Raw genomic sequence first — 21947 nt, forward strand, 5'->3', positions numbered from 1 at the left:
GTGCTGGTATGGCGACGGACGAGGTGCGGAAGGATCTGCGTGCTGCTGTAGCGGCGCGGCAGGAGCTGGGACCGGAGTACGAGGCCGAGATCATCGACGGCTTCCTTGAGAAGCTCGACGCGCGTGACCGGCACCGCAGCGCCGGGCGGCTGCCGGAGCCTGCGCCCCGACGGCACCCGAGCCGCGAGACGGATCCGGGTGGGCTCGCGCTGGCGATCGTGTCGATCGTCGCCGCGATCCCGATCACCGCGATCGCGGCCGGCATGATCGGCCCGTTCGGCGTCGTCATCTGCTGGGCCGGTCTGGTCGCGATCAACTTCGCCCGGACGATGGCCCGCCGCCGCTAGCCGACCGGTACCGGCCGGCCCTGGGCGTCGAAGGCGCGGACCTCGGTCTTGAGTCGCTGACCGACCGTGAACTTCCCGTTCGCCTGGACCTCGATATAGGCGAAGCCGCCGTCGACGACGCCGCTTGTCCACGGGCCGGTCTTCCCGCCCAGCACGTAGCGAGCCTCGACCTTGGCGACGTCCGGATGTGCTCGGTAGAGCCGCCACGCCTGCAGCGTGGTGAGGTCGTTCGTGAAGTCGCCGTCCGTAGTGCCGAGCGCCACCAGACCGCGCTGCGCCGTTGCCTCGGTCTGCCAGGCCTTGTCCTCGACGCGTCCGACGGCTCCGACCGCGCCGAGCTTGGCGCTCGGTGGAATGCGCGTCATGCAGTACCGGTACCCGAGCTTGGCGGTGGAGGGTGCACCTCCCGACCCGGGCTTGCGACCGCCGCGCGTCACGGTGGGCTGCGCAGTGGCGCGCTTCGTGTTCAGTGCCAGTGCCACCAGCGCGCTGCTGTCCTTGGTGATGCCCCGGACGTGACGGCTCCAGACGAGCTGGGCGGGACCCCCCTCACCCGGGAACTGGCAGTCGGCGACGATCTTGGCCACGTCGCCCTGCGGCACCGCGCCGAGGTCGACCCCGACCCTGGCCTCGGGCGAGGCGAGCGATGCCGACGTACCGGCCGCGCCCGGTTCGTCGGGGGAGTTCTGGGTGACGACCAGCGTGCCGGCGACCACGGCCGCGACGGCTCCGACGCCGACCATCGGGGCGACCCAGTGCCTGGCCGGGCGGCGGGTGGCGGGGCGGGTACGCTCCATCAGCTGGTTGCGCATCCGGGACCGCTCTGCGGCGCTCAGCGGTGGAACGCGCGGCGGTTCGAGTTCGGTGTTCATGAGAGCTCCTCGTTGAGGGCGACCCGGGTGAGCAGGTCGGGGAAACGGCGACGGGTGCGGTGCAGCCGGGCCTTGACGGTCCCGATCGGTACGCCGAGGGCTTCCGCCGCCTCGGAGGTGGTCAGTCCGGACCAGACGACGAGCTCGAGCGTCTCGCGTTCGTGCCGGGGGAGCTTCGCGACGGCGCGACGGATCGCCGACATCCGGAGCTCGTCGTCCAGGCGGCGGACGACGTCCGGCGCATGGTCGTCATCGGGTGCGGGACCGGGCAGGCGATCGACGAGGTTGCGGAAGCGGTTCGCCGTCCGGGCCAGCGTCCGGCACTCGTTGCCGGCCACGACGAGCAGCCAGCCGCGAGCGCTCGCTCCGGTCAGCGGCCCCGGTGGATTGCGATCGAACCGTCGCCAGGTGCTGAGGAACGTTGCCTGGACCACGTCGTCGGCGGTGCTCCAGGAGGCGGTCCGCCGGAACGCGAACGCCCGTACGTCGTCGGCGTACCGGTCGAAGAGCTCGCCGAGGGCGAAGTGGTCCCCAGTGCGCAACCGCTCCCACAGCTCCTGGTCGGTGCCCTCGACGGGCGCCGGATCGCTCGCTGAACCGGCGCCTGCGGATCCCATCGACAGGTCCCTATCGTCAGTCAGGATGATCTTCACATCAGGTAGTGACCGCTTGCCTGCCAAGTGGTTGCATCACAGCGTGGCGGCGATCTCTGCCAGTCCGGTCGTGACGCCGTCGGGAAGGTTGAGGAGCAGGCCGCGGTGGACGCCGTACCAGGGGGAGAGGCGGGCCCAGTCCTTGGCGCGTTCGACGAGGTCAGACGTGGGTTGGTAGACCTCGATCACACCGGCGGCGACCGCGTCCGGTGCGCCGTTGAGGGGCCAGCAGAGGTCGAGGGCGGGGTCGCCGATGACGGCGTCGGTCCAGTCGATGATTCCGGTGATCTGTCCGTCGGTCATGAGGATGTGATCGGGACCGAGGTCGCAATGAATCAAGGCGGTTCTGACGTTCGCGACGCGGTCCAGCAGCTCGGTCGCTGTGGTCCGGACCTCTGCCGGGAGCAACGGGATGATCTGGTCGCGGCACTCGCCCAGAAACGCGGTCTTCTCGGCTGTAGCGGTCGCTGCGTCCAATGCGCCGTACGCCACGGCCTCTGCGGTGTCGACCGTGTGCAACGCCTTCAGGAAGGCGCCCAGCGCTCGGCCTGTCTCGATGCCGCCGTCGGTGAACGGTTCGCCGGGGAGCAGCAGGTGGCGTACGCCGTCCGTTGTCAGCTCAGGTACCGGGACCGGCAGCGGGAGCTGGGGCGCGAGCCAGGGGAGGAGCGTCGCCTCGGCGAGCAGCCGCGGGCGAACCTGCGGGCGACGCGGTGCCCGATGGATCCACGGCCCGTCGATCCAGGCGTGGCTGTCCCACCCCTCGAGGATCGTCATACCAAGCTCCGGACGTACGGCCCGAGCAGGGCCAGCGCGTCCGGCATGAACGACCACTCGTCGAACTTGGCCACGAGCTCGGCCGGCGACATCCACGCGCCCCACGCGACCTCTTCCGGCTGATGCCGCACCGGACCGTCCCAGACACAGGTGTACAGGTACGCGTGGTACCGCGTGTTCTCGTCGGCGTAGTCACCCTCCGGCAACCGCGTCAGCTCCACGCCGGCGATCCCGAGCTCCTCGTCCAGCTCCCGTACGACGGCATGAAACGGATCCTCACCGGCCGCAACGACACCACCGGCGGCAAAGTCGTACCTGCTCGGGTACACGTCCTTCGTCGGCGTCCGCCGATGCACGTAGATCTGCCCGGCGGAGTTCAGGACGACGACACCCGTCGCGGAGTGACGCAGGTTGTCGCGCCGCATCACAGACCGTGGCGCCGTCCCGGTGACACGGTTGTCCTCGTCCAGAATCGCCACCATCTCGTCCACCCGCGCAGTTTCACGGTAACCCTGTGGACACAGCAACCCCTTTAGTCGTCGGCACCGCGTAGGCTCGGCTGCATGAGTGTTCGGCGGATCATGGGTACCGAGACCGAGTTCGGGATCTCGGTGCCGGGCCAGCCCGGGGCGAACCCGATGCTGACCTCGAGCCAGGTGGTGAACGGATACGCGCAGACGCAGCCGCTCGCGCGCAAGACCCGGTGGGACTTCGACGAGGAGCACCCGCTGCGGGACGCGCGAGGATTCGACCTCAGCCGGGAGGTGGCGGACTCCAGCCAGCTCACCGACGAGGAGACCGGCCTGGCGAACGTGATCCTCACCAACGGCGCCCGGCTGTACGTCGACCACGCCCACCCGGAGTACTCCGCGCCCGAGACCACGAACCCGCGGGACGCCGTGGTATGGGACAAGGCCGGCGAGCTGGTGATCATGGAGGGCGCGCGGCAGGCCCGGCTGATCCCCGGTGCGCCGCAGCTGAACCTCTACAAGAACAACACCGACAACAAGGGCGCGTCGTACGGTTCGCACGAGAACTACCTGATGCGCCGGTCGACGCCGTTCGCGTCGATCGTGCGGCACCTGACGCCGTTCTTCGTGAGCCGTCAGGTGGTCACCGGCGCCGGCCGCGTCGGGATCGGCCAGGACGGTGCGGCGCACGGTTTCCAGATCAGCCAGCGGGCCGATTACTTCGAGGTCGAGGTCGGCCTGGAGACGACGCTGAAACGGCCGATCATCAACACCCGCGACGAGCCGCACGCGAACCCGGACCGCTACCGCCGGCTGCACGTGATCATCGGCGACGCGAACCTGTCCGAGATCTCGACGTACCTGAAGGTCGGGACGACCTCGCTGGTGCTGGCGATGATCGAGGACGGCTGGCTCACGGACGACCTCAGCGTCGACCGGCCGGTGACCGCGCTGCACGAGGTCAGCCACGACCCGTCCTGCACCTACCTGCTGACGCTCAAGGACGGCCGCAAGATCACCGCCGTCCAGCTGCAGACGGAGTACCTGGAGCAGGCCCGCAAGTACGTCGAGGACAAGTACGGCGACGACGCGGACCGGCAGACCAAGGATGTGCTGCGCCGCTGGGAGCAGGTGCTCGATCAGCTCGCCATCGACCCGATGAAGCTGTCCGACCAGCTCGACTGGGTCGCGAAGTACAAACTGCTCCAGTCGTACCGCGACCGCGACGCCCTCGAGTGGGACGACTCGAAACTGCACCTGATCGACCTGCAGTACGCCGACCTGCGCCCGGACAAGGGCTTGTATTACAAGTTGGTGAAATCCGGCCGGATGCAGCGGATCGTCTCCGACGAGGAGATCCGGATGGCCGTCGCGCACCCGCCGACCGACACCCGGGCGTACTTCCGCGGCCGCTGTATGCAGCAGTACGCGCCGCAGGTCGCGGCCGCCTCCTGGGACTCGGTGATCTTCGACCTGCCCGGCAAGGAGTCGCTCCAGCGGATCCCGACACTGGACCCGCTGCGGGGCACGAAAGCGCATGTCGGGGCACTTCTTGACCAATGCGACACCGCAAGTGACCTGGTTCGCACCATTACTGGGGGCGCCGCCGGGTAGGGTCGCTAGTGAGGGCCGGTTGGGCGGCCCTCCCAGCGGTTCTAGGAGGTGTGCCATGGCGAAGGACGGCGGTCAGCAGCACAAGCAGCCGAAGCGTTCGTCGACCGAGGAACAGGTCGAGCAGGTCGAGGCGTCGGAGGACGTCCAGGAGCGGAAAGAGCGGCTCGACGAGGACGTCGACTCGATCCTGGACGAGATCGACGAGGTCCTCGAGGAGAACGCCGAGGAGTTCGTCCGCGGATTCGTGCAAAAGGGTGGGGAGTGAACCGCTCGATGACATCTGATGCCTCCGGCCGGCTGCCGGAAGCCTTCCTGACCCCAGGCGGCTCGTCGTTCATGGACTTCCTGGCCGGGCACGCGCCCGACCTGTTGCCCGGACGACGGTCCCTGGGGCAGGGCGACCTGTCCAGCGAAGTCCCGCACGGAACGACGATCGTGGCCGCCACCTTCCCCGGTGGCGTGATCATGGCCGGCGACCGGCGGGCCACGATGGGCAACATCATCGCCCAGCGTGATATCGAGAAGGTGTTCCCCGCCGACGAGTACTCGGCGGTCGCGTTCGCCGGCTCGGCCGGCTTCGGGATCGAGATGGTCCGGTTGTTCCAGGTCGAGCTGGAGCACTACGAGAAGCTCGAGGGCGCCACCCTCAGCCTCGACGGCAAGGCCAACCGGCTCAGCGCGCTGATCCGCGGCAACCTGCCGATGGCGATGCAGGGCCTCACCGTGGTGCCGCTGTTCGCGGGCTACGACCCGGACATCAAGGGCGGCCGGATCTTCTCCTACGACCCGACCGGCGGTCGGTACGAGGAGACGCACTTCTACAGCGTCGGTTCGGGCTCGCTGTTCGCCCGCGGCGCGCTGAAGAAGCTGTACCGCGAGGACCTGTCCGAGACCGACTGCGCGACGGTGGCGATCCAGTCGCTGATCGACGCGGCCGACGACGACTCGGCGACCGGCGGCCCGGACATGCTGCGCCGGATCTTCCCGGTGATCGGTGTGGTCACCGTGGACGGTTACCGACGGCTGCCGGAGGACGAGGTGGCGGCGCTCGTCGACGCGGCCTGGGCCCAGCGGCACGAGCGTCCCGACGGCCCGGCCGCGGCGTCCCTGACCTGACCATCCCCATGATCCTGCCGATCGACTGATTAGAGGACGACACCTTCGATGAGCGTTCCGTTCTACGTCTCGCCCGAGCAGCTGATGCGGGACCGGGCCGACTTCGCCCGCAAGGGCATCGCCAAGGGCCGCAGCGCGATCGCGCTGCAGTACGCCGACGGCATCCTGTTCGTGGCGGAGAACCGCTCGCCCGCCCTGCACAAGGTGGCCGAGATCTACGACCGGATGGCGTTCGCCGCCGTCGGCCGGTACAACGAGTTCGAGAACCTGCGGATCGCCGGCGTAAGGCTCGCCGACATGCGCGGGTACTCCTACGACCGGCGCGACGTCACCGGCCGGGCGCTGGCCAACGCGTATGCGCAGACCCTCGGCGCGATCTTCTCCTCCGGTGGCGAGAAGCCGCTCGAGGTCGAGATCCTGGTCGCCGAGATCGGCGCCGGCGTGGCCGACGACCAGATCTACCGGCTCACCTACGACGGCTCGATCGCGGACGTCCGCGGGTACGCCGTGATGGGCGGTGCCGCGGACACGGTCGCGGAATACATCGGCGAGCACTACACCGAGGGGATCTCGCTGTCCGGCGCGCTCCGGCTGGCGGTGGACGCGCTCGGCCACGACGGCACCGAGGTCCGGGAGCTCACTTCGGACCAGCTCGAGGTCGCCGTCCTGGACCGGACCCGGACCCAGGTGCGCAAGTTCAAGCGGATCTCCGAGGAGTCGCTGGCCGGCATCCTGAGCGAGTCCAGCCCGGCGGTGGACGAGAAGACAGACGCGGACGTGGGTGACTCCAGCGACAGCGACTCCGGTGAGTCGTCCGCGGGTGACACCCCGGTCGCTCCGCCGGCCGACGACGCACCGATCGCGCCGCCGGAGGATCCCGACGACGACCGTCCACTGTGACGGACCAGATCGAGAACTCAGCCGCCACCCACCAGGTGGCGGCTGAGCCGTCTCGGCCCGCAGACCCGGCCCCGTGGGAACTGCTGGGGGAGGAGCAGGGGTTCCACCGGTTCCTGACCGTGAACCTGCGGCGGTACCGGATGCCCGACGGGCGCGAGGTCGACTGGGACGTGTTCGGCCCGAAGTCCGCGGCCGGAATCACCTCCGGGGTCACCGTGCTGCCGTTGACGCCCGAAGGACGGATCGTGACGGTCCGAATGTTCCGGGCCGGGCCGGATCGGGTGGTCACGAACCTGCCAGGTGGCTTCGTCGAGCCGGACGAGGATCCGGCGGTCGCCGGGGCTCGCGAGCTCGAGGAGGAAACCGGCTACCGCTGCGAGTCGCTCGACATCGTCGGCTGGCAATGGGCGTCGGCGTCGTCGACGTACCGCAAGTACGTCGCGATCGCCCGCGGCTGCCGCCCCGACGGGAAACAGCAACTGGACGAGACCGAGGACTGTGTCCCGGTGGAGCTGTCCCTGGACGCGTTCCGTGCCGAGTTGCGCACACCCGGTGCGATGACGGGAATCGACGCCGCCTATCTCGCGTTGGACCACGCAGGCTTGCTCTAGCAATCTGTGGAGGATCGACATGAGCGACTGGAACGCGAACATCATCGCGGAGTTCCGGGAGAACGCGGGCAAGGTCGGTGGCCAGTTCGAGGGCGCACCGATGGTCCTGCTGCACCACTTCGGCCGCCGGAGCGGGCAGGAGTACGTCGCGCCGACGATGTACCTCGCCGACGACGGGGACCCGGACCTGATCTACGTCTTCGCGAGCAAGGGCGGCGCCCCCACCAACCCGGAGTGGTACCGCAACCTCACCGCCGCCGGCAAGGGCACGCTCGAACGTGGGACCGAGACGTATCAGGTGATCGTCAAGGAAGCGACCGGCGCCGACCGCGACCGGATCTACGCCGAGCAGGCCCGGCGGTATCCCGGCTTCGCCGACTACGAGCGCCGTACGGCCGGTGTCCGCACCATCCCCGTGCTCGAGCTCAAGCGCGCGTGAGAATCGGTATCCTGACAGTGGACCGCGACTGGCGCTGAGGTGGACGACCACCGGGGAACGGTCTGCCATCCGGCTTCGCCGCGCGCCTGGGCACACTTCTAACGCAGAGGAGTGCGCAGATGAGCGCAGAACTGATGATCGGGACCGACCTCGCCGCCGACATGGTCGCCAAGGCCGCCGAACGAGCACGGGTCCTGCAGGAGCAGTACGGCGTGCAGCCGTGTCTGGCGACCGTTCTGGTCGGTGACGACCCGGCGTCGGCGACGTACGTGCGGATGAAACAGAACCGCTCGAAGAAGGCCGGGATCGCGTCGCTCAGCGTCGTACTGCCGGCCGAGACGACCACCGCGGAGCTGGTCGCGGAGATCACCAAGCTCTCCGACGACCCGGCCGTGCACGGGATCCTGCTGCAGCACCCGGTGCCGGCACAGATCGACGAGCGGGCCGCGTTCGAGGCCATCGACCCGGCGAAGGACGTCGACGGCGTGACGATGCGGTCGTTCGCGGCGATGGCCTTCGGGGATCCCGGGTTCCGGTCGGCCACGCCCGGCGGGATCATGCGGCTGCTGGCGGCGTACGACGTACCGCTCGAAGGGGCGCACGCGGTGGTGATCGGCCGCAGCCCGATCCTCGGCAAGCCGGCCGGCATGTTGCTGCTGGCATCGAACGCCACCGTCACGTACGCGCACTCCCGGACCCGGAACCTGCCGGAGTTGGTGCGGACTGCGGATGTCGTGATCGCTGCCGTCGGCAAGGCGAACTTCGTCCGCGGTGACTGGCTGAAGCCGGGCGCGGTCGTGGTCGACGCCGGGTACAACGAGGGCAACGTCGGCGACGTGCACTTCGCGGAGGCGGCCGAGGTGGCGCGGCTGATCACGCCGGTGCCGGGCGGGGTCGGGCCGATGACGATCGCGCTGCTGCTCGAGCAGACGGTCGACGCCGCTGAGACGGCTGTCCACTCTTTGACTACTCTGGCCTAGGGTTGGGGGACAAGATCTAAGGAGGCGGACGTGGCGGTACGGGCGATCCGGGGTGCCACCCAGCTGGACGTGGACGAGCGCGAGCACCTGCTCGAGCGGTCCGCGGAGCTGGTGAAGGCGGTCCTGGAGGCGAACGATCTGGAGAACGAGGACCTGATCAGCATCCTGTTCACCGTCACGTCCGACCTGCGTTCGGAGTTTCCCGCCGTCGCGGGCCGCCAGATCGGGCTGACCGACGTACCGCTGATGTGCATGCAGGAGATCCCGGTGCCGCACGCCCTGCCGCGGGTGGTGCGTTTGATGGTGCACACCGAGACGCCGCGGTCGCGGGACAAGATCCAGCACGTGTACCTGCACGGAGCAGTTGCGCTTCGCCCGGACCTGACTGGCGCCCAGTGAGCGAGTTGCGCGGGCCGGTCCGCATCGTCGGCACCGGATTGATCGGTACGTCGATCGGCCTCGCGCTGGCGCGGCTCGGTGTGGTCGTGGAGCTGGTCGACGGGAACGCGGACAACGCGCTGATGGCCGAGCGGATCGGCGCCGGCTCGCGGCTGGTCCAGATCGAGCCGCAGCTGGTCGTGGTCGCCGTACCGCCGGACCATGTCGGCGCCGTGGTGGCCGAGCAACTCGACCAAACCAATGCCATCGTCACGGACGCGGCGAGTGTGAAGTCGAAGCCGCTCGCCGACGCACGCAGCCTGACCGAGGACGTCAGCCGGTACGTCGGCAGTCACCCGATGGCCGGCTCCGAGCGCAACGGCCCACTGGCTGCGCGCGCGGACCTGTTCGACGGCGCGACCTGGGCGATCACCCCGCACGCGACGAGCGCTCCGGAAGCGGTCGATCTCGTACGCCGGCTCGCCGAGGCCTGTGGCGCGCGGACGGTGGAGCTGTCGGTGGAGGACCACGACCTCGGTGTTGCCCGGGTGTCGCACCTTCCGCACCTGATGTCGGCGCTCGCCGCGGGCACGCTGGCGGACGCACCGTCCTCGCATCTCGAACTGTCCGGTCAGGGCGTCCGCGACGTGACCCGGATCGCGGCCGGCGACCCGCGGCTGTGGACCCAGATCGTGTCCGCGAACTCGACCGCGCTGACCGGCCTGCTGGAGCAGATCCGCGGCGAGCTCGACCGCCTGCTCGTTGCCCTCGGCAAGGAAGAGGCGGGCGAGGAACTGACCGCGATCCTCGGCCAGGGCGTGTCCGGCGCGGTGCGGGTCCCGGGCAAGCACGGTACGCCGCACATCGACCTGGTCACGGTCCTCGTCACGATCCCGGACCGCCCCGGCCAGCTGGCCCGCTTGTTCGCCGACGCGGCCGAGTCCGGCGCCAACGTCGAAGACCTCCGCATCGACCACAGCCCCGGCCGGCCGGCCGGTGAGGTCGAGCTGGCCGTCAAGCCCGCCTCGGTGGACCAACTGGTCGACGTCCTGACCGACCGAGGGTGGGTAGTCCACCGCTGACCAAGGGCGTACCTGGCGGCCCCTGTCCCCGGGCGAAGGTAACCTTCGGGGCATGATCATCGCTGTTGACGGGCCGAGCGGCTCCGGTAAGTCGAGCACCGCGCGTGGAGTGGCCACCCGTCTCGGTCTGCGGTACCTGGACACCGGTGCGACGTACCGTGCGGTGACCTGGTCGGCCGTCGATCGTGGGCTGGACCTGGACGACACGGCGGCGGTCGCGCAGCGTGCGCGGGAACTCGTACTGGAGATCAGCACCGACCCCGGCCGCCAGTTCGTGATCGCCGACGGGACCGACGTCACGGCCGCGATCCGGGAGCCGCGGATCAGCGAGGTGGTGTCGAAGATCGCCACCAACCTGGACGTCCGCAAGGAGCTGATCCGGCGCCAGCGGGAGATCATCGACGATGCGCAACCGGGCGGCGGAATCGTGGTCGAGGGCCGCGACATCGCCACCGTGGTCGCCACCGACGCCGAGCTCAAGGTCCACCTGACCGCCGACCAGGACGCCCGGATGTCCCGGCGCGCAGCCGAGCTCGAGTCCGGTTCCGTGACGGACGAGCAACTCCGGGACCAGATCGTCCGCCGGGACGCCGACGACGCCACCGTGTCGCAGTTCCTGGTTGCCTCCGACGGCGCGGTCACCGTCGACTCCACTCATTTGACCCTGGAGGAGGTCGTCGACGTGATCAGCCGGCTCGCCAAGGAGAGCAGGGCCGGGAGCTATGACGGCTGAAGTCACCGGGCACAAGGACCTGCCCCGGACTGACGATCTGCCCGCACTGCCTTACCGGATCGCGCTGCCGTTGCGGAGGGTTGCCAGGCAGTATTTCCGCCGCAAGTACAACCTGACCATCCACCACGAGGACCGGTTCCCGCGGACCGGTCCGCTGCTGATGGCGCCGAACCACCTGAGTCTGCTGGACGGGCCGTTGCTCGGTGCGATCGCGCCGCGGATGCTGCACCAGCTCGGCAAGATCGAGGCGTTCGGCGGCCTCCAGGGGGCGATCCTGCGCCGGGTCGGCCAGATCCCGGTCGACCGGTCGACGTACGACGTGCTCGCGATCCGGCAGTCGATCCAGGTCCTGCGGATCGGCCGGGTGCTGAACATCTACCCGGAGGGCACCCGCGGCCCGGGCGACTTCAGCCGCATCCGGACCGGGGTGGCGTACTTCGCGATGGTGACCGGGGCCCCGATCCTGCCCGTCGCGCTGATCGGGACGCGGCTGCCAGGGGGTGACGTGGAGGGCTTTCCGCCGGGCGGGAGCCGCATCGACGTGGTGTACGGCGAGCCTTTCGCCGTCGAGCGCGTACCCTTTCCCAGGAGACACTCCGACGTACAGGCGGTCGCCGACCGGATCGGCGACGTGCTGCGCGCCCATGTGAAGGCGGCCGTCGACGAAACCGGCCACCCGCTTCCGGGCTGGCGAGACCAGAAGGACCCTGATGACTGACCTGCCCACCGAAGCACCGACGCATGACCGCGAAGACACCGGGCCGCTGCCCGTCCTCGCGATCGTCGGGCGGCCGAACGTGGGCAAGTCCACGCTGGTCAACCGCATCATCGGCCGCCGCGAGGCGGTCGTCGAGGACACCCCGGGCGTCACCCGGGACCGTGTGTCGTACGACGCCAACTGGGCCGGCCGCGAGTTCACGGTCGTCGACACCGGCGGCTGGGACCCGGACGCGGTCGGTATGGCCGCCCTGGTCGCCGCCCAGGCGGAGGTCGCGATCAACGCCGCCGACGCGGTGCTGTTCGTGGTCGACGCCGTGGTCGGCATCACGGACGCGGACGAGGCGGTCGTCCGGGTGCTGCGGAAGTCCGGCAAGCCCGTCGTACTGGCCGCGAACAAGGTCGACGACCAGCGCATCGAGTCCGAGGCGATGAACCTGTGGAGCCTCGGCATCGGCGAGCCGTACCCGGTGTCCGGGATGCACGGCCGCGGTACGGGCGACCTGCTGGACGCCGTACTCGAGGCCCTTCCGGAGGCACCCGCGGAACGCGACGGCGAGCTCGGCGGACCGCGCCGGGTCGCGATCGTCGGCAAGCCGAACGTGGGCAAGTCCTCGCTGCTCAACAAGGTCGCCAAGGAGGACCGGGTCGTCGTCAGCGACATCGCCGGTACGACGGTGGACCCGGTCGACGAACTGATCACGCTCGGCGGCCAGGAGTGGCGGTTCATCGACACCGCGGGCATCCGGCGCAAGGTGAAGAACGTCCAGGGACACGAGTACTACGCCTCGCTGCGGACCAACGCCGCGATCGAGCGGGCCGAGGTCGTCGTGGTCGTCATCGACGCCTCGGAGTCGCTCACGGAGCAGGACCTGCGGATCATGAACGCGGTCGAGGAAGCCGGCAAGGCGCTGGTGATCGCGTACAACAAGTGGGACCTGATGGACGAGGAGCGCCGCTACTACCTGGAGCGCGAGATCGACCGCGACCTGGTGCAGTTCCGCTGGGCGCCGCGGGTGAACATCAGCGCGCTCACCGGCTGGCACATGGACCGGTTGGTGCCTGCCATCGAGGCCGCGCTGGAGGGCTGGCAGACCCGCGTCCCGACCGGGCAGCTCAACGCGTTCCTCGGCCGTCTGGTCGCCGCGCATCCGCACCCGGTTCGCTCCGGCAAGCAGCCGAAGATCCTGTTCGGCACGCAGGCCACCACGATGCCCCCGACCTTCGCGATCTTCACCTCCGGCCAGATCGAGGCGTCGTACCAGCGCTTCATCGAACGCCGCCTGCGCGAGGACTTCGGCTTCGTCGGCAGCCCCGTCCACGTCCAGATCCGAGCCCGCCAAAAGAACAAGAAACGCTGACCGAACCCGGTAAGAACCACCGGGTTGGATGGGGTAAGGTTTACCCCGGCTTGCTCTTCGGAGCAGCCATCGGGCTGTGGCCTAGCTTGGTTATGGCGCCGGCCTGGGGGGCCGGAGATCCCGAGTTCAAATCTCGGCAGCCCGACCATAAAGAGGGGCACCGATTCTGTCGGTGCCCCTCTCTACGTTTGTCCTCATGCACAACACCGAGAACCGACGTACCTGGACCGATGCTCAACTGTCCGAGGCGGTCGCTAGCAGCCCGTCGTGGCGAGCGGTTGCCCGTGCACTGGGGTTGAAGAACACCTCCACGGGAGCGATCAGGCGCCACGCAGCGCGGCTCGAGCTGGACACGTCGCACTTCACGGGACAGCGTCGCTGGTCTGATCAGCGGCTCCGCGAGGCCGTGGCGGGCGGGAGTTGCTGGGCGGACGTGATCGTCGAGCTCGGCATTGCCGACAACGGAGCAGAGCGCGTCCGGATCAAGGGTCATGCCGTCCGACTGGGCTTGGACTGCACGCATCTGAAGTCGCCGCTGGCCCAGTCGGCACCGATCGAGGTCTTCGATGAGGCGGTCCGGCCCGAGATGCTGCGCTACTCGGCAGCTGCGCTGGCGATGGCCTGGTTCACCCTGCGGGGATGTGCCGTTGCACTGCCGATCGAGCCTCAGGAATATGACCTGCTGGTCACGACGCCCGACGGCGTTCAGCGCGTGCAGGTGAAGTCCTGTGCAGCGCCAGCCAAGCGCGGCTACTGGCATGTCGGTATCGGTCGGCGTCCGTACGTGCTCGACAAGACTGCGGGGAAGATGCCCTACGACCCTGACTCGATCGACCTGTTCTTCATCGTTCTCGGTGACGGGAGCATCTACGTCATACCGAGTGCCGTGCTCGCGGGCCGCACGAGCATCTCGGCTGCGAACTACACGCCGTACCGGGTGGGCGATGCGTCGAGTTTGCTGGGTGGGGCGCCTGTTGCGATGGACGCCCCACGTCGTGTGTCAGCGTACGCTCGCGAGTTCCTTGGGATCCGGGGTCTCGTCGACCCGCAGGCTTTCGCCTTCGATGTCTACTCGGGGCGTGAGGCGGTCTAGCCACTTCGGGAACCACCAGGCTCGGTCGCCGAGGAGGCTGAGGATGGCGGGGACGAGGGTCATGCGGACCACGAAGGCGTCGATCAGGACGCCGATGGTGAGGCCGAAGCCGATGGCCTTGATGATCGGGTCCTCGACGAGGATGAAGCCGGCGAAGACCGACGCCATGATCAGGGCCGCGGCGGTGACGACGCGCGCACCGTGACCGAGGCCCTGGATGGTGGCGTCGTTCGCGTGCCGGCCGTGCACGAACTCCTCCCGCACCCGGGACACGATGAACACCTCGTAGTCCATCGCCAGCCCGAACAGGATGCCCATCATGATGATCGGCAGGAAGCTCACCAGCGGGCCGGGGGAGTCGATCCCGACCAGGCTCGCCAGATGCCCTTCCTGGAACACCGCGATCGTGATCCCGAACGTCGCCCCGATCGTCAGCACGAACCCGAGCGTCGCCTTCAACGGCACCAGCACCGACCGGAACGCCAGCAGCAACAGCAGGAACGACAGCCCGACCACGACGAACAGATACGTCGGCAACGCATCGGACAACTTGTTCGACACATCGACCCCGACCGCGGTGTTGCCGGTCACGGAGATACTCGCGTCGCCCGTGGCGAGCGGCTGCACCGCGGACCGCAGGTTCTTCACGAGATCAGCGGTTTCCTCGCTGGCCGGCCCGCTCTTCGGGATCACCTGCAGCAATCGCGTCGTACCGTCCTGACTCGCCGCGGCCGGCTGCGCCGCGACCACATCCGGCAGACCCTGCGCCTTGCCCAGCACCTGCTGCACCAGCGCGTTGGAGGTCGCCGCGTCGTTGCTCTTCACAACAACCACGAGCGGCCCGTTGGCGCCCGGCCCGAAGGCCGCGGCGGTCAGGTCGTACGCGACCCGCTGGTTGCTCCCGGCCGCCGCCGAAGCACCGTCGGGCAGTGCGAGCTGCATGTCCTTCGCCGGGATCGCGAGCAGGCCCAGCCCGATGATGCCGACAGCAACGATCGGCACCCGCAGCCGGGTCACCAGCCGACCCCACCGGAAACCGAAGCCCTCCTTGTGTGTTGCCACGGCCGGCGCCTTGCGCAACTTCCGCGGCAGCACCCGGTTGCCCACGAACCCGAGGAGCGCCGGCAGCAACGTCAACGCCACCAGTACGGCGGTCAGCACAGTCGCCGCCGCGGCCAGGCCCATCGCGGTCAGGAACGGTACGCCGACCACGGACAACCCAGCGAGCGCGATCACCACGGTCGCGCCGGCGAACAGCACCGCTGACCCAGCCGTCGCGGTCGCTCGCGCGACGGACTCCTCCGAATCCATGCCCTCGCCGAGCTGCGACCGGTGCCGCGAGCTGATGAACAGCGAGTAGTCGATCCCCACCGCGAGCCCGAGCATCAGCGCGAGGATCGGCGCCGTCGACGACACGTCGGTGAACGCGGTCACGATGAACAACCCGGCCATCCCGGCCAGTACGCCGAGCAGTGCCGTCACCAGCGTCATGCCGGCCGCGACGAGCGACCCGAACGTGACGACCAGTACGACGGCCGCGACGGCGACACCGAGGATCTCGGTCGCACCGATCTCCGGGACGCCGGCCTTGATCTGTCCGCCCGGCACGACCTGGAGATCACCCGAGCTGAGTCCGCTCAACCCGTCGTACCCGTCGCTGCTCTCGTGTGACAGCTCGTCGGCCGGCTTGTCGAACTGGACGCTGATCAATCCCGTCGTACCGTCCGGGCTGATCGCCTTGCTGGTGAACGGGTCGATCGCGGCGATCACCTCGGGCACCTTCGTGACCTTGGCGACGGTGACGCCGACGGCGGCCTTGACGGTCGGGTCGGCGAGCGTCTTGCCGTCGGGCGCCTTCACCACGACCGTGGCGGACGCACCGCTAGCGGCCGGTAGTTCCTGCTTGAGCGCGTCGAGCGCGCGCTGCGACTCGGTTCCCGGGATCGAGAACGTGTTCGCGGTCTTGCCGCCCAGCGTCAGCGCACCGACACCGAGGACGACGAGGAACAGCGCCCACAGCGCGGCGACCAGGCGCCTGCGCTGGTAGGAGAACCGGCCGAGCCGGTACAGCAGATTGGCCATCGTGAAGTGCGTCCGTTCAGGTCGGTACGGCGTACGGGCAGAAGTGATCGCCCCGTGGCGGCGGGGGAGTCGGGTTCGGTGCTCAGGCGCGGCGGAGGAGTCTCCGCAGGGCGATGTCGCAGAGTCTTCGGAGGTCGTCGTCGGTGCGCTCACCCGAATGCCGGCACTCGCCGAGCAGGCCGTTGATGGCGAACTTCGCCAGATCCTGCTCGAGCGGGTCGTCGGATCCGGCCAGGTAGCCCGAGAGCTGCATGCCGTCGGAGACCAGTTGCGCGACCTCGGGCATCTGCTCGATCACCGGGAGGATGTCTTGGAGCACGTCGACCACGCCGCGATGGACGACGGCGAGATCGATGAAGCTCTGGATGGCGAGCTCCTGCGCGTCGGCCCGGGACAGCCCGGCGGCGGCCTTGACGAGTGCGGCCACGTCGGCGGCTGCGGGTTCGAGGACGGCGGCGAGTACGGCGGGCTTGCCGCTGAAGTGGTACAGCACCGTCGCCTTGGAGCAGCCGGCCGCGGTCGCGATGTCCTGCAGTGACGTCGCGTTGTAGCCGCCGGCCTGGAACAGGTCCATTGCCTGACGCACGATCTCGCGCCTGGTCCGCTCCCGCGCCGGGGTTGTGACTGCCATGTCAGCCATCATGACTGACCGATCGGCCAGTTTTCAACCGATCGGTCAGTTTTGTGGTCTGGTTCACCTGGTTGCCTTCGGTGTAATGATGTAATTCAGGAGGCGAGAGTGATGGCGGACGAGATTGCCGGGGACGATGTACTGGATGCTTACTCCCGTGTGGTCTCGGGCGTGGCCGCACACCTGATCCCGCGGGTCGCGAGCCTGCGGATCCACAGCCGGCGCGGCGACTCGTCAGGCTCCGCCGTCGTCCTGACCGGCGAAGGGCATCTGCTCACGAATGCGCACGTGGTCGGCGACGGCGTCGAGGCATCGGCCGAGTTCGCGGACGGTACGACGGCGCAGGCCCAGGTGGTCGGGGTGGACCGGCTGTCCGATCTCGCCGTACTGCGGGCCGACCGGGAGATCCCTGATCCGCCGGAGTACGGCGACGCGGACCTGCTGAAGGTCGGGAACCTGGTGGTTGCCGTCGGCAATCCGCTCGGCCTCGCGGGGAGCGTGACGGCCGGCGTGGTGAGTGCGCTGGGTCGGTCGTTGCCGGTGCGGAGTGGCGCGGCTCAGCGCATCATCGAGGACGTGATCCAGACCGATGCCGCGCTGAACCCGGGCAACTCGGGCGGTGCGCTTGCCGACGGCAACGGGCGGGTGATCGGGATCAACACCGCGGTCGCCGGGATCGGGCTGGGGCTGGCGGTGCCGGTCAATCCGACCACGCGACGGATCATTGACTCGCTGCTGCTCGACGGTCGCGTACGGCGCGGGTACCTCGGGCTGGTGACCAAGCCCGCGCCGCTGCAGCCGGCGCTCGCGGAACGGTTCGATCAGCGCACGGCTCTGCGGGTCGTCGAGGTCATCCCGGCCAGCCCCGCGGCGGCTGCGGGTCTACGGCAGGGCGATCTCGTCCTGGCCGTGAACGGCGTACAGCTTCGAGATGCTCAGTCGTTGCAGCGTCAGTTGTTCGAGGACGCGATCGCCCGCCGTACCGAGATCACCGCGATCCGGAACGGCGCGCTCGTGGATGTGATCGCCTACCCGGCTGAACTCAGCGATTGAGCTCGGCGCGCAGGAGGACGCAGGTGCCTGGTTTGAGGGGCGCGTTCGGGAAGGTGAAGTCGCGGGTGACCTCGCTGAACCCGAAGCGCCGGGTGAGGTCGAGAATGGCGCCGTTGCCGAGATTGACGAAGGTGTAGATCTCGTCGGCGCGCTCGGTGGTCCAGCGCATCCGGTCCTGGGTGAGCAGGTCGCCGATGCCGTGGCGGCGCCACTCGTTCGAGACGATCAGCCCGATCAGGTAGTACCCGTCCGGAGCCGTTGTGGGCGGATCGGCGGGGGAGATCTGGTGCCGGATGACTGCGCCGTACCCGACGACTTCACCATCGATCTCTGCGACGGCCGTGTAGCGATCGGGGTTCTGGAGGTCGGCTTCCAGCCGGCTTCGGCGCTCGTCGACCGGCCCGCCAGTTCGCGTCACGATCAGCTCGGCGCAGGTTGTCAGATCCGCGTCCGCGGCCGGGCGTACGAGGACGTCGACTGTCTTCCGGGCGGCCCCGGGCTCATATTCCGCGAAGCCGGTCATGCAGGCATCCTAGGATCGGCCGGGTGGACGAACTCATGCGGCAGGTCGACGAACTGTACGAGCGGGCGGTCTTCAACGGCGAGTACGACGGTCTGCCCGAGGCGGACCGCGCGCTGGACGCGGTCGAGGCGCGGCTGCTCCTGCAACGCGGGCGGATCCTGCACTGCCGCTTCCTGAAGTCGCGCGTCGAGCCGGTGGAAGAGTTGGCGTACTTCGAGCGCGCGGCGAACCTGTTCCGCGGCGCCGGCGACGAGCGCGGCGAGGCCGAGGCGCTGTTCTGGATCGGCTGCTTCCACCAGGTCGTCCGCGACGACAACCCGACCGCCGTCCCCTTCCTCACCAAGGCCGCCGACCTGTCCCGCAAGACCGGCGACCAACTCACCCTCTCGTACGCCCTCCGCCACCTAGGCATCGCCGCCCAGATGGCCGGCGACCACGCCAACGCCCGCGACCTGTTGGAGGAGTCCACAGCACTCCGCCGTACCCTCAACTTCACCGCCGGCGTCGCCGCCAACCTCGTCGGCCTCATCTACCTGGCAATAGCCCAGAACCGCCCCGACAACGCCCGCACACTGGCCGACGAAGCAGCCACCCTGGCCGAATCGGTCGGCGCCGCGCAGATCGTCGAGCAGGTCGAGGCAGCCCGCTCACGGCTCTAGCGGACCGCCGCGGAACGGACGGCCGTCGGTCAGGCGACCTTCGTTGTCGCGGACGCGAGGTTCGTAGTGGGCGAAGAAGATCTTGCCGACCAAGTCGCGCCGGCTACGCACCCCGGTCTTGTCGAACACGCTCTTCAGGTGTTGCTGGACAGTGTGTGTCGCGACGACGAGCTGCTCGGCGATGTCGGTGGTCGAGTTCCCCTGGAGGACCAGTCGGGTGACGTCCTGCTCGCGTCCAGTCAGTCCGTACGCCGACATGAGAAGCGGAGCGATGCGTCCAGGGTCAGCGGGCTCGACGATCACCGCGACCCGGCGTGAACTCGACGAAACCAGCGAAGTCCCGTGCAGCACCACCCATCGACCTGATCGGGACATCACCCGGGACACGGCGACCTCACCGGTGTCCGGGTACGTCGCCGTACGCAGAGCCTGGCCGGCGACGGCCAGTACGGCCGAGGGCAAGCGTCCTGCGTCCCAGTCCCCATCAGGCAGATCACGGATCCAGCGTTCGACGCCGGGGGTCGCCGACTCGATCTCCCAGGTGCTGGTGACAACGATCAGCCCGGGCGCATCGCTGCCCTCCGGATCGGTTGCCTCGCCGATCAGCAGCGAAGTGCGGGCACCGGCTGCGAGGGCGGGTGCGACCGCCCGCAGGAAGGACAGGTCCTCGTCGTCGAACATCGGCCGGCCCGGCTCACGGTAGAGCCCGAGCGCGCCCCACACGTCGCCGGACTTGGTGCGCAGGCAGGCGATCAGTTCCTGGTCGCCACCCATCGTCATGTTCTCGTGCCAGCGCGGGCTGCCGGCCGGGTCGCCACCGGTGGCTTCGTGGAGCGTCGAGATGCCCCGCGCCGACCGGGCGACGTCGGCGAGCTTGTTGACGTCGTCTCCGTAGTACTCCTGCGCGAGCCACTCCTGCGGGAGCTCCGGCATGCCCTCGTTGAAGTGGCTCGTCACCAGTAGGGACGCCGGATCCAGCGTGTACCAGCAGGGTGCTTGGTAGTACGGCACCGCGCTGCGGATGGCGTCGGACGACTCCCGCCAGAGCGTGACGAGGTCGAGCCCCTTCCGCGCCAGTGTCGCGATCCGGTCGCTCGCACGCTCCTTGGCATACCCGGTCACACCACCAAGGTACGGCGATGTGCCGGGGCTGTGGATACCACTTTTCTGGAATGGGCAACCGGCGTTGGCACTCGTAGCTTCAGGCTCATCCGATCCACTGAGGAGGGGCCATGACTGAGGTAAGAATGCTCGGACCGGGCGAGGGCGAGATCACGAGTGACCCGGAGGGGACACGGAGCGACCGTTACCTGATCGACGGTGCGCTCACCGGCGGTGGGTTCGCACTGGTGGAGCAGGTGCTCGCGCCGCGCGTGCTGGCCGCACCGGTGCATCTGCACACGCTCGAGGACGAGTACAGCTTCGTCCTCGAAGGCCGGCTCGGTGTCCTGCTCGGCGACGAGGAGGTGTTCGCCGACGCGGGCACGCTCGTGTTCAAGCCGCGTGGCCAGTGGCACACGTTCTGGAACGCTGGTGATGGCACGCTGCGGATCCTCGAGATGATCGCACCCGGTGGCATCGAGCAACTGTTCCGCAAGCTCGCTGAGCCCGGCGGCGAGTACGACCCGGAGACGCTCCCGGCGCTTGCCGCGCAGTTCGGCTGTGATGTCGACTTCGAGGCGACGATGCCGGTTGTCGAGCGTCACCAGTTGATCTTCTAGGTGGCTTGACGGCCGTGGCCCGCACGCCGGAGGAGCTCGAGGTGATGCTCGAGGACGCGTTCGTACTGCACGACCACGGGGCGCTCGCACAGCTCTTCGAACCCGAGGCGGTGCTGCAGCCGGCAGGGTGCGGCCCCGCGCATGGCCGGGACGAGATCGAGCGCCTCGTGGCCGAACTGTGGAGTCACCAGCACAGGTACGTCGCTGATCCGCGGACGGTACTCCAGTTGCGGGAGACCGCCCTGATGCTGAGCCGGGCGGCTGTCAGCGTCGTACGACGTACTCCGGAGGGGACCTGGCGCTACGCCATCGTGTACCTGAATCCCTGACTACCAGCCGCGTTTGCGCCATTCGGGGACATTCGGGCGTTCGGTGCCGAGGGTGGTGTCGGAGCCGTGGCCGGGGTAGACCCAGGTTTCGTCGGGGAGGTCGGCGAAGAGTTTGGTCTCGACGTCGTTCAGGAGTGAGGTGAAGCGCTCGGCGTCGCCCTGGGTGTTGCCGACGCCGCCGGGGAAGAGCGAGTCGCCGGTGAAGAGGTGGGGTGCGCCGTCGGGGTCGTCGTACAGCAGTGCGATCGAGCCGGGGGTGTGGCCGACGAGGTGGATGACGCGAAGGCTGCACTGACCGACGGCGATGTGGTCGCCGTCGTCGACGAGCTGGTCGGTGGGGACCGGGATGCCCTCGGCGTCGTACCGGCCGGCGACCGTGGTGGCGCCGGTGCGGGCGACGACCGTGGCCAGTGCCTCCCAGTGGTCCTGGTGGCGGTGCGTGGTGATCACCCGCGCGAGGCCGCCGTCACCGATCAGCCGGAGCAGTGTGTCCGCTTCGTTCGCGGCGTCGATCAGCACCTGCTCGTCGGTGTGCCGGCAGCGCAGCAGGTACGCGTTGTTGTCCATCGGCCCGACCGCGACCTTGGTGATCATCAAGTGGGCCAACTCGTGGGTCTGCGCTGCCCCGCCGACCTTCACGTTCCCGTGGTACTCCGGCATGTTGCCTCTCCTTGATCTCGGTGACACGCCGATCCTCGCACCTCCTGACCACCGGTGCAGCGACCACCCTCTGCGATCGAATATACTTTCGAAACGGCCTCCGGATCTGGTGGCGGAAGTTTTTGTCGGTGGGCCTCGTTAGCATG

General features: G+C 68.9%; 27 protein-coding genes, 1 tRNA gene and 1 riboswitch. Of the genes, 19 read left to right on the plus strand and 9 right to left on the minus strand.

The window, feature by feature from the left end; all coding sequences use genetic code 11:
* Positions 1–8: 8 nt before the first annotated feature.
* Positions 9–347: a hypothetical protein gene (locus tag EV649_RS22220; protein WP_130385479.1), complete on the plus strand. Its 339-nt coding sequence runs from the start codon at positions 9–11 to the stop codon at positions 345–347.
* On the opposite strand, the gene EV649_RS22225 is transcribed toward EV649_RS22220, so the two are convergent.
* The 4 genes from EV649_RS22225 to EV649_RS22240 form a co-directional block, all read right to left on the minus strand.
* A complete protein-coding gene (locus tag EV649_RS22225) occupies positions 344–1219 on the minus strand; it encodes a hypothetical protein (RefSeq protein WP_130385480.1) in 876 nt (291 codons plus the stop codon). The genes EV649_RS22220 and EV649_RS22225 overlap by 4 nt on opposite strands.
* Complete coding sequence (locus tag EV649_RS22230; protein ID WP_130385481.1) at positions 1216–1836, minus strand: RNA polymerase sigma factor; 621 nt, start codon at positions 1834–1836, stop codon at positions 1216–1218. The genes EV649_RS22225 and EV649_RS22230 overlap by 4 nt, the downstream gene beginning before the upstream one ends.
* Positions 1837–1908: 72 nt before the next feature.
* Positions 1909–2649, minus strand: a complete 741-nt coding sequence (locus EV649_RS22235; protein WP_130385482.1) for a phosphotransferase — start codon at positions 2647–2649, stop codon at positions 1909–1911.
* The gene (locus EV649_RS22240; RefSeq protein WP_241998657.1) at positions 2646–3131 is read right to left on the minus strand and encodes an NUDIX domain-containing protein; all 486 of its coding nucleotides are present in this window, start codon (positions 3129–3131) and stop codon (positions 2646–2648) included. The genes EV649_RS22235 and EV649_RS22240 overlap by 4 nt, the downstream gene beginning before the upstream one ends.
* Before the next feature lie 81 nt (positions 3132–3212).
* On the opposite strand from EV649_RS22240, the gene dop reads away from it, so the two are divergent.
* From dop to EV649_RS22310, 14 genes are all read left to right on the plus strand, one after another.
* The gene (gene dop / locus EV649_RS22245; protein ID WP_130385484.1) at positions 3213–4733 is read left to right on the plus strand and encodes a depupylase/deamidase Dop; all 1521 of its coding nucleotides are present in this window, start codon (positions 3213–3215) and stop codon (positions 4731–4733) included.
* 55 nt (positions 4734–4788) lie between these two features.
* Entirely contained in the window at positions 4789–4998 is a 210-nt protein-coding gene (locus EV649_RS22250) for a ubiquitin-like protein Pup (RefSeq protein ID WP_130385485.1), read from the plus strand.
* A gap of 8 nt (positions 4999–5006) precedes the next feature.
* Positions 5007–5849 carry a proteasome subunit beta gene (prcB, locus tag EV649_RS22255; RefSeq protein WP_130385486.1) on the plus strand — a complete coding sequence of 281 codons (843 nt, stop codon included), beginning with the start codon at positions 5007–5009 and terminating at the stop codon, positions 5847–5849.
* Between the two features lie 48 nt (positions 5850–5897).
* Entirely contained in the window at positions 5898–6749 is an 852-nt protein-coding gene (prcA, locus tag EV649_RS22260; protein WP_130385487.1) for a proteasome subunit alpha, read from the plus strand.
* Entirely contained in the window at positions 6746–7360 is a 615-nt protein-coding gene (locus EV649_RS22265; RefSeq protein ID WP_130385488.1) for an NUDIX hydrolase, read from the plus strand. Before prcA ends, EV649_RS22265 begins: the two co-directional genes overlap by 4 nt.
* A 19-nt stretch (positions 7361–7379) precedes the next feature.
* Complete coding sequence (locus tag EV649_RS22270) at positions 7380–7799, plus strand: nitroreductase family deazaflavin-dependent oxidoreductase (protein ID WP_130385489.1); 420 nt, start codon at positions 7380–7382, stop codon at positions 7797–7799.
* A gap of 14 nt (positions 7800–7813) precedes the next feature.
* A riboswitch (ZMP/ZTP riboswitch) is annotated at positions 7814–7898 on the plus strand.
* Positions 7899–7918: 20 nt separating this feature from the next.
* Entirely contained in the window at positions 7919–8779 is an 861-nt protein-coding gene (locus tag EV649_RS22275) for a tetrahydrofolate dehydrogenase/cyclohydrolase catalytic domain-containing protein (protein WP_130385490.1), read from the plus strand.
* Between the two features lie 30 nt (positions 8780–8809).
* Complete coding sequence (gene aroH / locus EV649_RS22280) at positions 8810–9178, plus strand: chorismate mutase (RefSeq protein WP_130385491.1); 369 nt, start codon at positions 8810–8812, stop codon at positions 9176–9178.
* On the plus strand, positions 9175–10239 hold the full coding sequence (locus EV649_RS22285; RefSeq protein ID WP_130385492.1) for a prephenate dehydrogenase: 1065 nt from the start codon (positions 9175–9177) through the stop codon (positions 10237–10239). Before aroH ends, EV649_RS22285 begins: the two co-directional genes overlap by 4 nt.
* Positions 10240–10291: 52 nt before the next feature.
* Entirely contained in the window at positions 10292–10972 is a 681-nt protein-coding gene (gene cmk / locus EV649_RS22290; RefSeq protein WP_130385493.1) for a (d)CMP kinase, read from the plus strand.
* Positions 10962–11690, plus strand: coding sequence for a lysophospholipid acyltransferase family protein (locus EV649_RS22295; protein WP_130385494.1), 729 nt, complete (start codon positions 10962–10964; stop codon positions 11688–11690). The genes cmk and EV649_RS22295 overlap by 11 nt, the downstream gene beginning before the upstream one ends.
* Complete coding sequence (gene der, locus EV649_RS22300) at positions 11683–13050, plus strand: ribosome biogenesis GTPase Der (protein WP_130385495.1); 1368 nt, start codon at positions 11683–11685, stop codon at positions 13048–13050. Before EV649_RS22295 ends, der begins: the two co-directional genes overlap by 8 nt.
* Before the next feature lie 70 nt (positions 13051–13120).
* Positions 13121–13198: transfer RNA gene (locus tag EV649_RS22305), tRNA-Pro, on the plus strand.
* A gap of 48 nt (positions 13199–13246) precedes the next feature.
* Complete coding sequence (locus tag EV649_RS22310) at positions 13247–14143, plus strand: hypothetical protein (RefSeq protein ID WP_130385496.1); 897 nt, start codon at positions 13247–13249, stop codon at positions 14141–14143.
* On the opposite strand, the gene EV649_RS22315 is transcribed toward EV649_RS22310, so the two are convergent.
* Both EV649_RS22315 and EV649_RS22320 read right to left on the minus strand, forming a co-directional pair.
* Entirely contained in the window at positions 14051–16225 is a 2175-nt protein-coding gene (locus EV649_RS22315) for an MMPL family transporter (protein WP_130385497.1), read from the minus strand. The two genes, EV649_RS22310 and EV649_RS22315, sit on opposite strands and share 93 nt — an antisense overlap.
* An 82-nt stretch (positions 16226–16307) precedes the next feature.
* Positions 16308–16856 carry a TetR/AcrR family transcriptional regulator gene (locus EV649_RS22320; RefSeq protein ID WP_130385498.1) on the minus strand — a complete coding sequence of 183 codons (549 nt, stop codon included), beginning with the start codon at positions 16854–16856 and terminating at the stop codon, positions 16308–16310.
* Positions 16857–16967: 111 nt separating this feature from the next.
* Between EV649_RS22320 and EV649_RS22325 the strand changes: the two genes are divergently transcribed.
* Complete coding sequence (locus EV649_RS22325; RefSeq protein ID WP_130385499.1) at positions 16968–17909, plus strand: trypsin-like peptidase domain-containing protein; 942 nt, start codon at positions 16968–16970, stop codon at positions 17907–17909.
* Here EV649_RS22325 and EV649_RS22330 read toward each other — a convergent pair.
* Positions 17899–18432 carry a GNAT family N-acetyltransferase gene (locus EV649_RS22330; RefSeq protein ID WP_130385500.1) on the minus strand — a complete coding sequence of 178 codons (534 nt, stop codon included), beginning with the start codon at positions 18430–18432 and terminating at the stop codon, positions 17899–17901. The genes EV649_RS22325 and EV649_RS22330 overlap by 11 nt on opposite strands.
* 23 nt (positions 18433–18455) lie before the next feature.
* Here EV649_RS22330 and EV649_RS22335 point away from each other — a divergent pair, with 23 nt between their 5' ends.
* Positions 18456–19091, plus strand: a complete 636-nt coding sequence (locus tag EV649_RS22335) for a tetratricopeptide repeat protein (protein WP_241998526.1) — start codon at positions 18456–18458, stop codon at positions 19089–19091.
* Here EV649_RS22335 and EV649_RS22340 read toward each other — a convergent pair.
* Positions 19080–20213, minus strand: coding sequence for a helix-turn-helix transcriptional regulator (locus EV649_RS22340; protein ID WP_130385501.1), 1134 nt, complete (start codon positions 20211–20213; stop codon positions 19080–19082). The genes EV649_RS22335 and EV649_RS22340 overlap by 12 nt on opposite strands.
* Before the next feature lie 110 nt (positions 20214–20323).
* On the opposite strand from EV649_RS22340, the gene EV649_RS22345 reads away from it, so the two are divergent.
* Entirely contained in the window at positions 20324–20812 is a 489-nt protein-coding gene (locus EV649_RS22345) for a cupin domain-containing protein (RefSeq protein ID WP_198682629.1), read from the plus strand.
* Positions 20813–20826: 14 nt separating this feature from the next.
* On the plus strand, positions 20827–21141 hold the full coding sequence (locus tag EV649_RS22350) for a nuclear transport factor 2 family protein (protein ID WP_130385502.1): 315 nt from the start codon (positions 20827–20829) through the stop codon (positions 21139–21141).
* Here the strand turns inward: EV649_RS22350 and EV649_RS22355 are convergent, their stop codons facing one another.
* Positions 21142–21735, minus strand: coding sequence for an MBL fold metallo-hydrolase (locus EV649_RS22355; protein ID WP_241998661.1), 594 nt, complete (start codon positions 21733–21735; stop codon positions 21142–21144).
* Between the last annotated feature and the right edge of the window lie 212 nt (positions 21736–21947).

The sequence above is a fragment of the Kribbella sp. VKM Ac-2569 genome, assembly GCF_004216905.1.
GTDB lineage: Bacteria > Actinomycetota > Actinomycetes > Propionibacteriales > Kribbellaceae > Kribbella.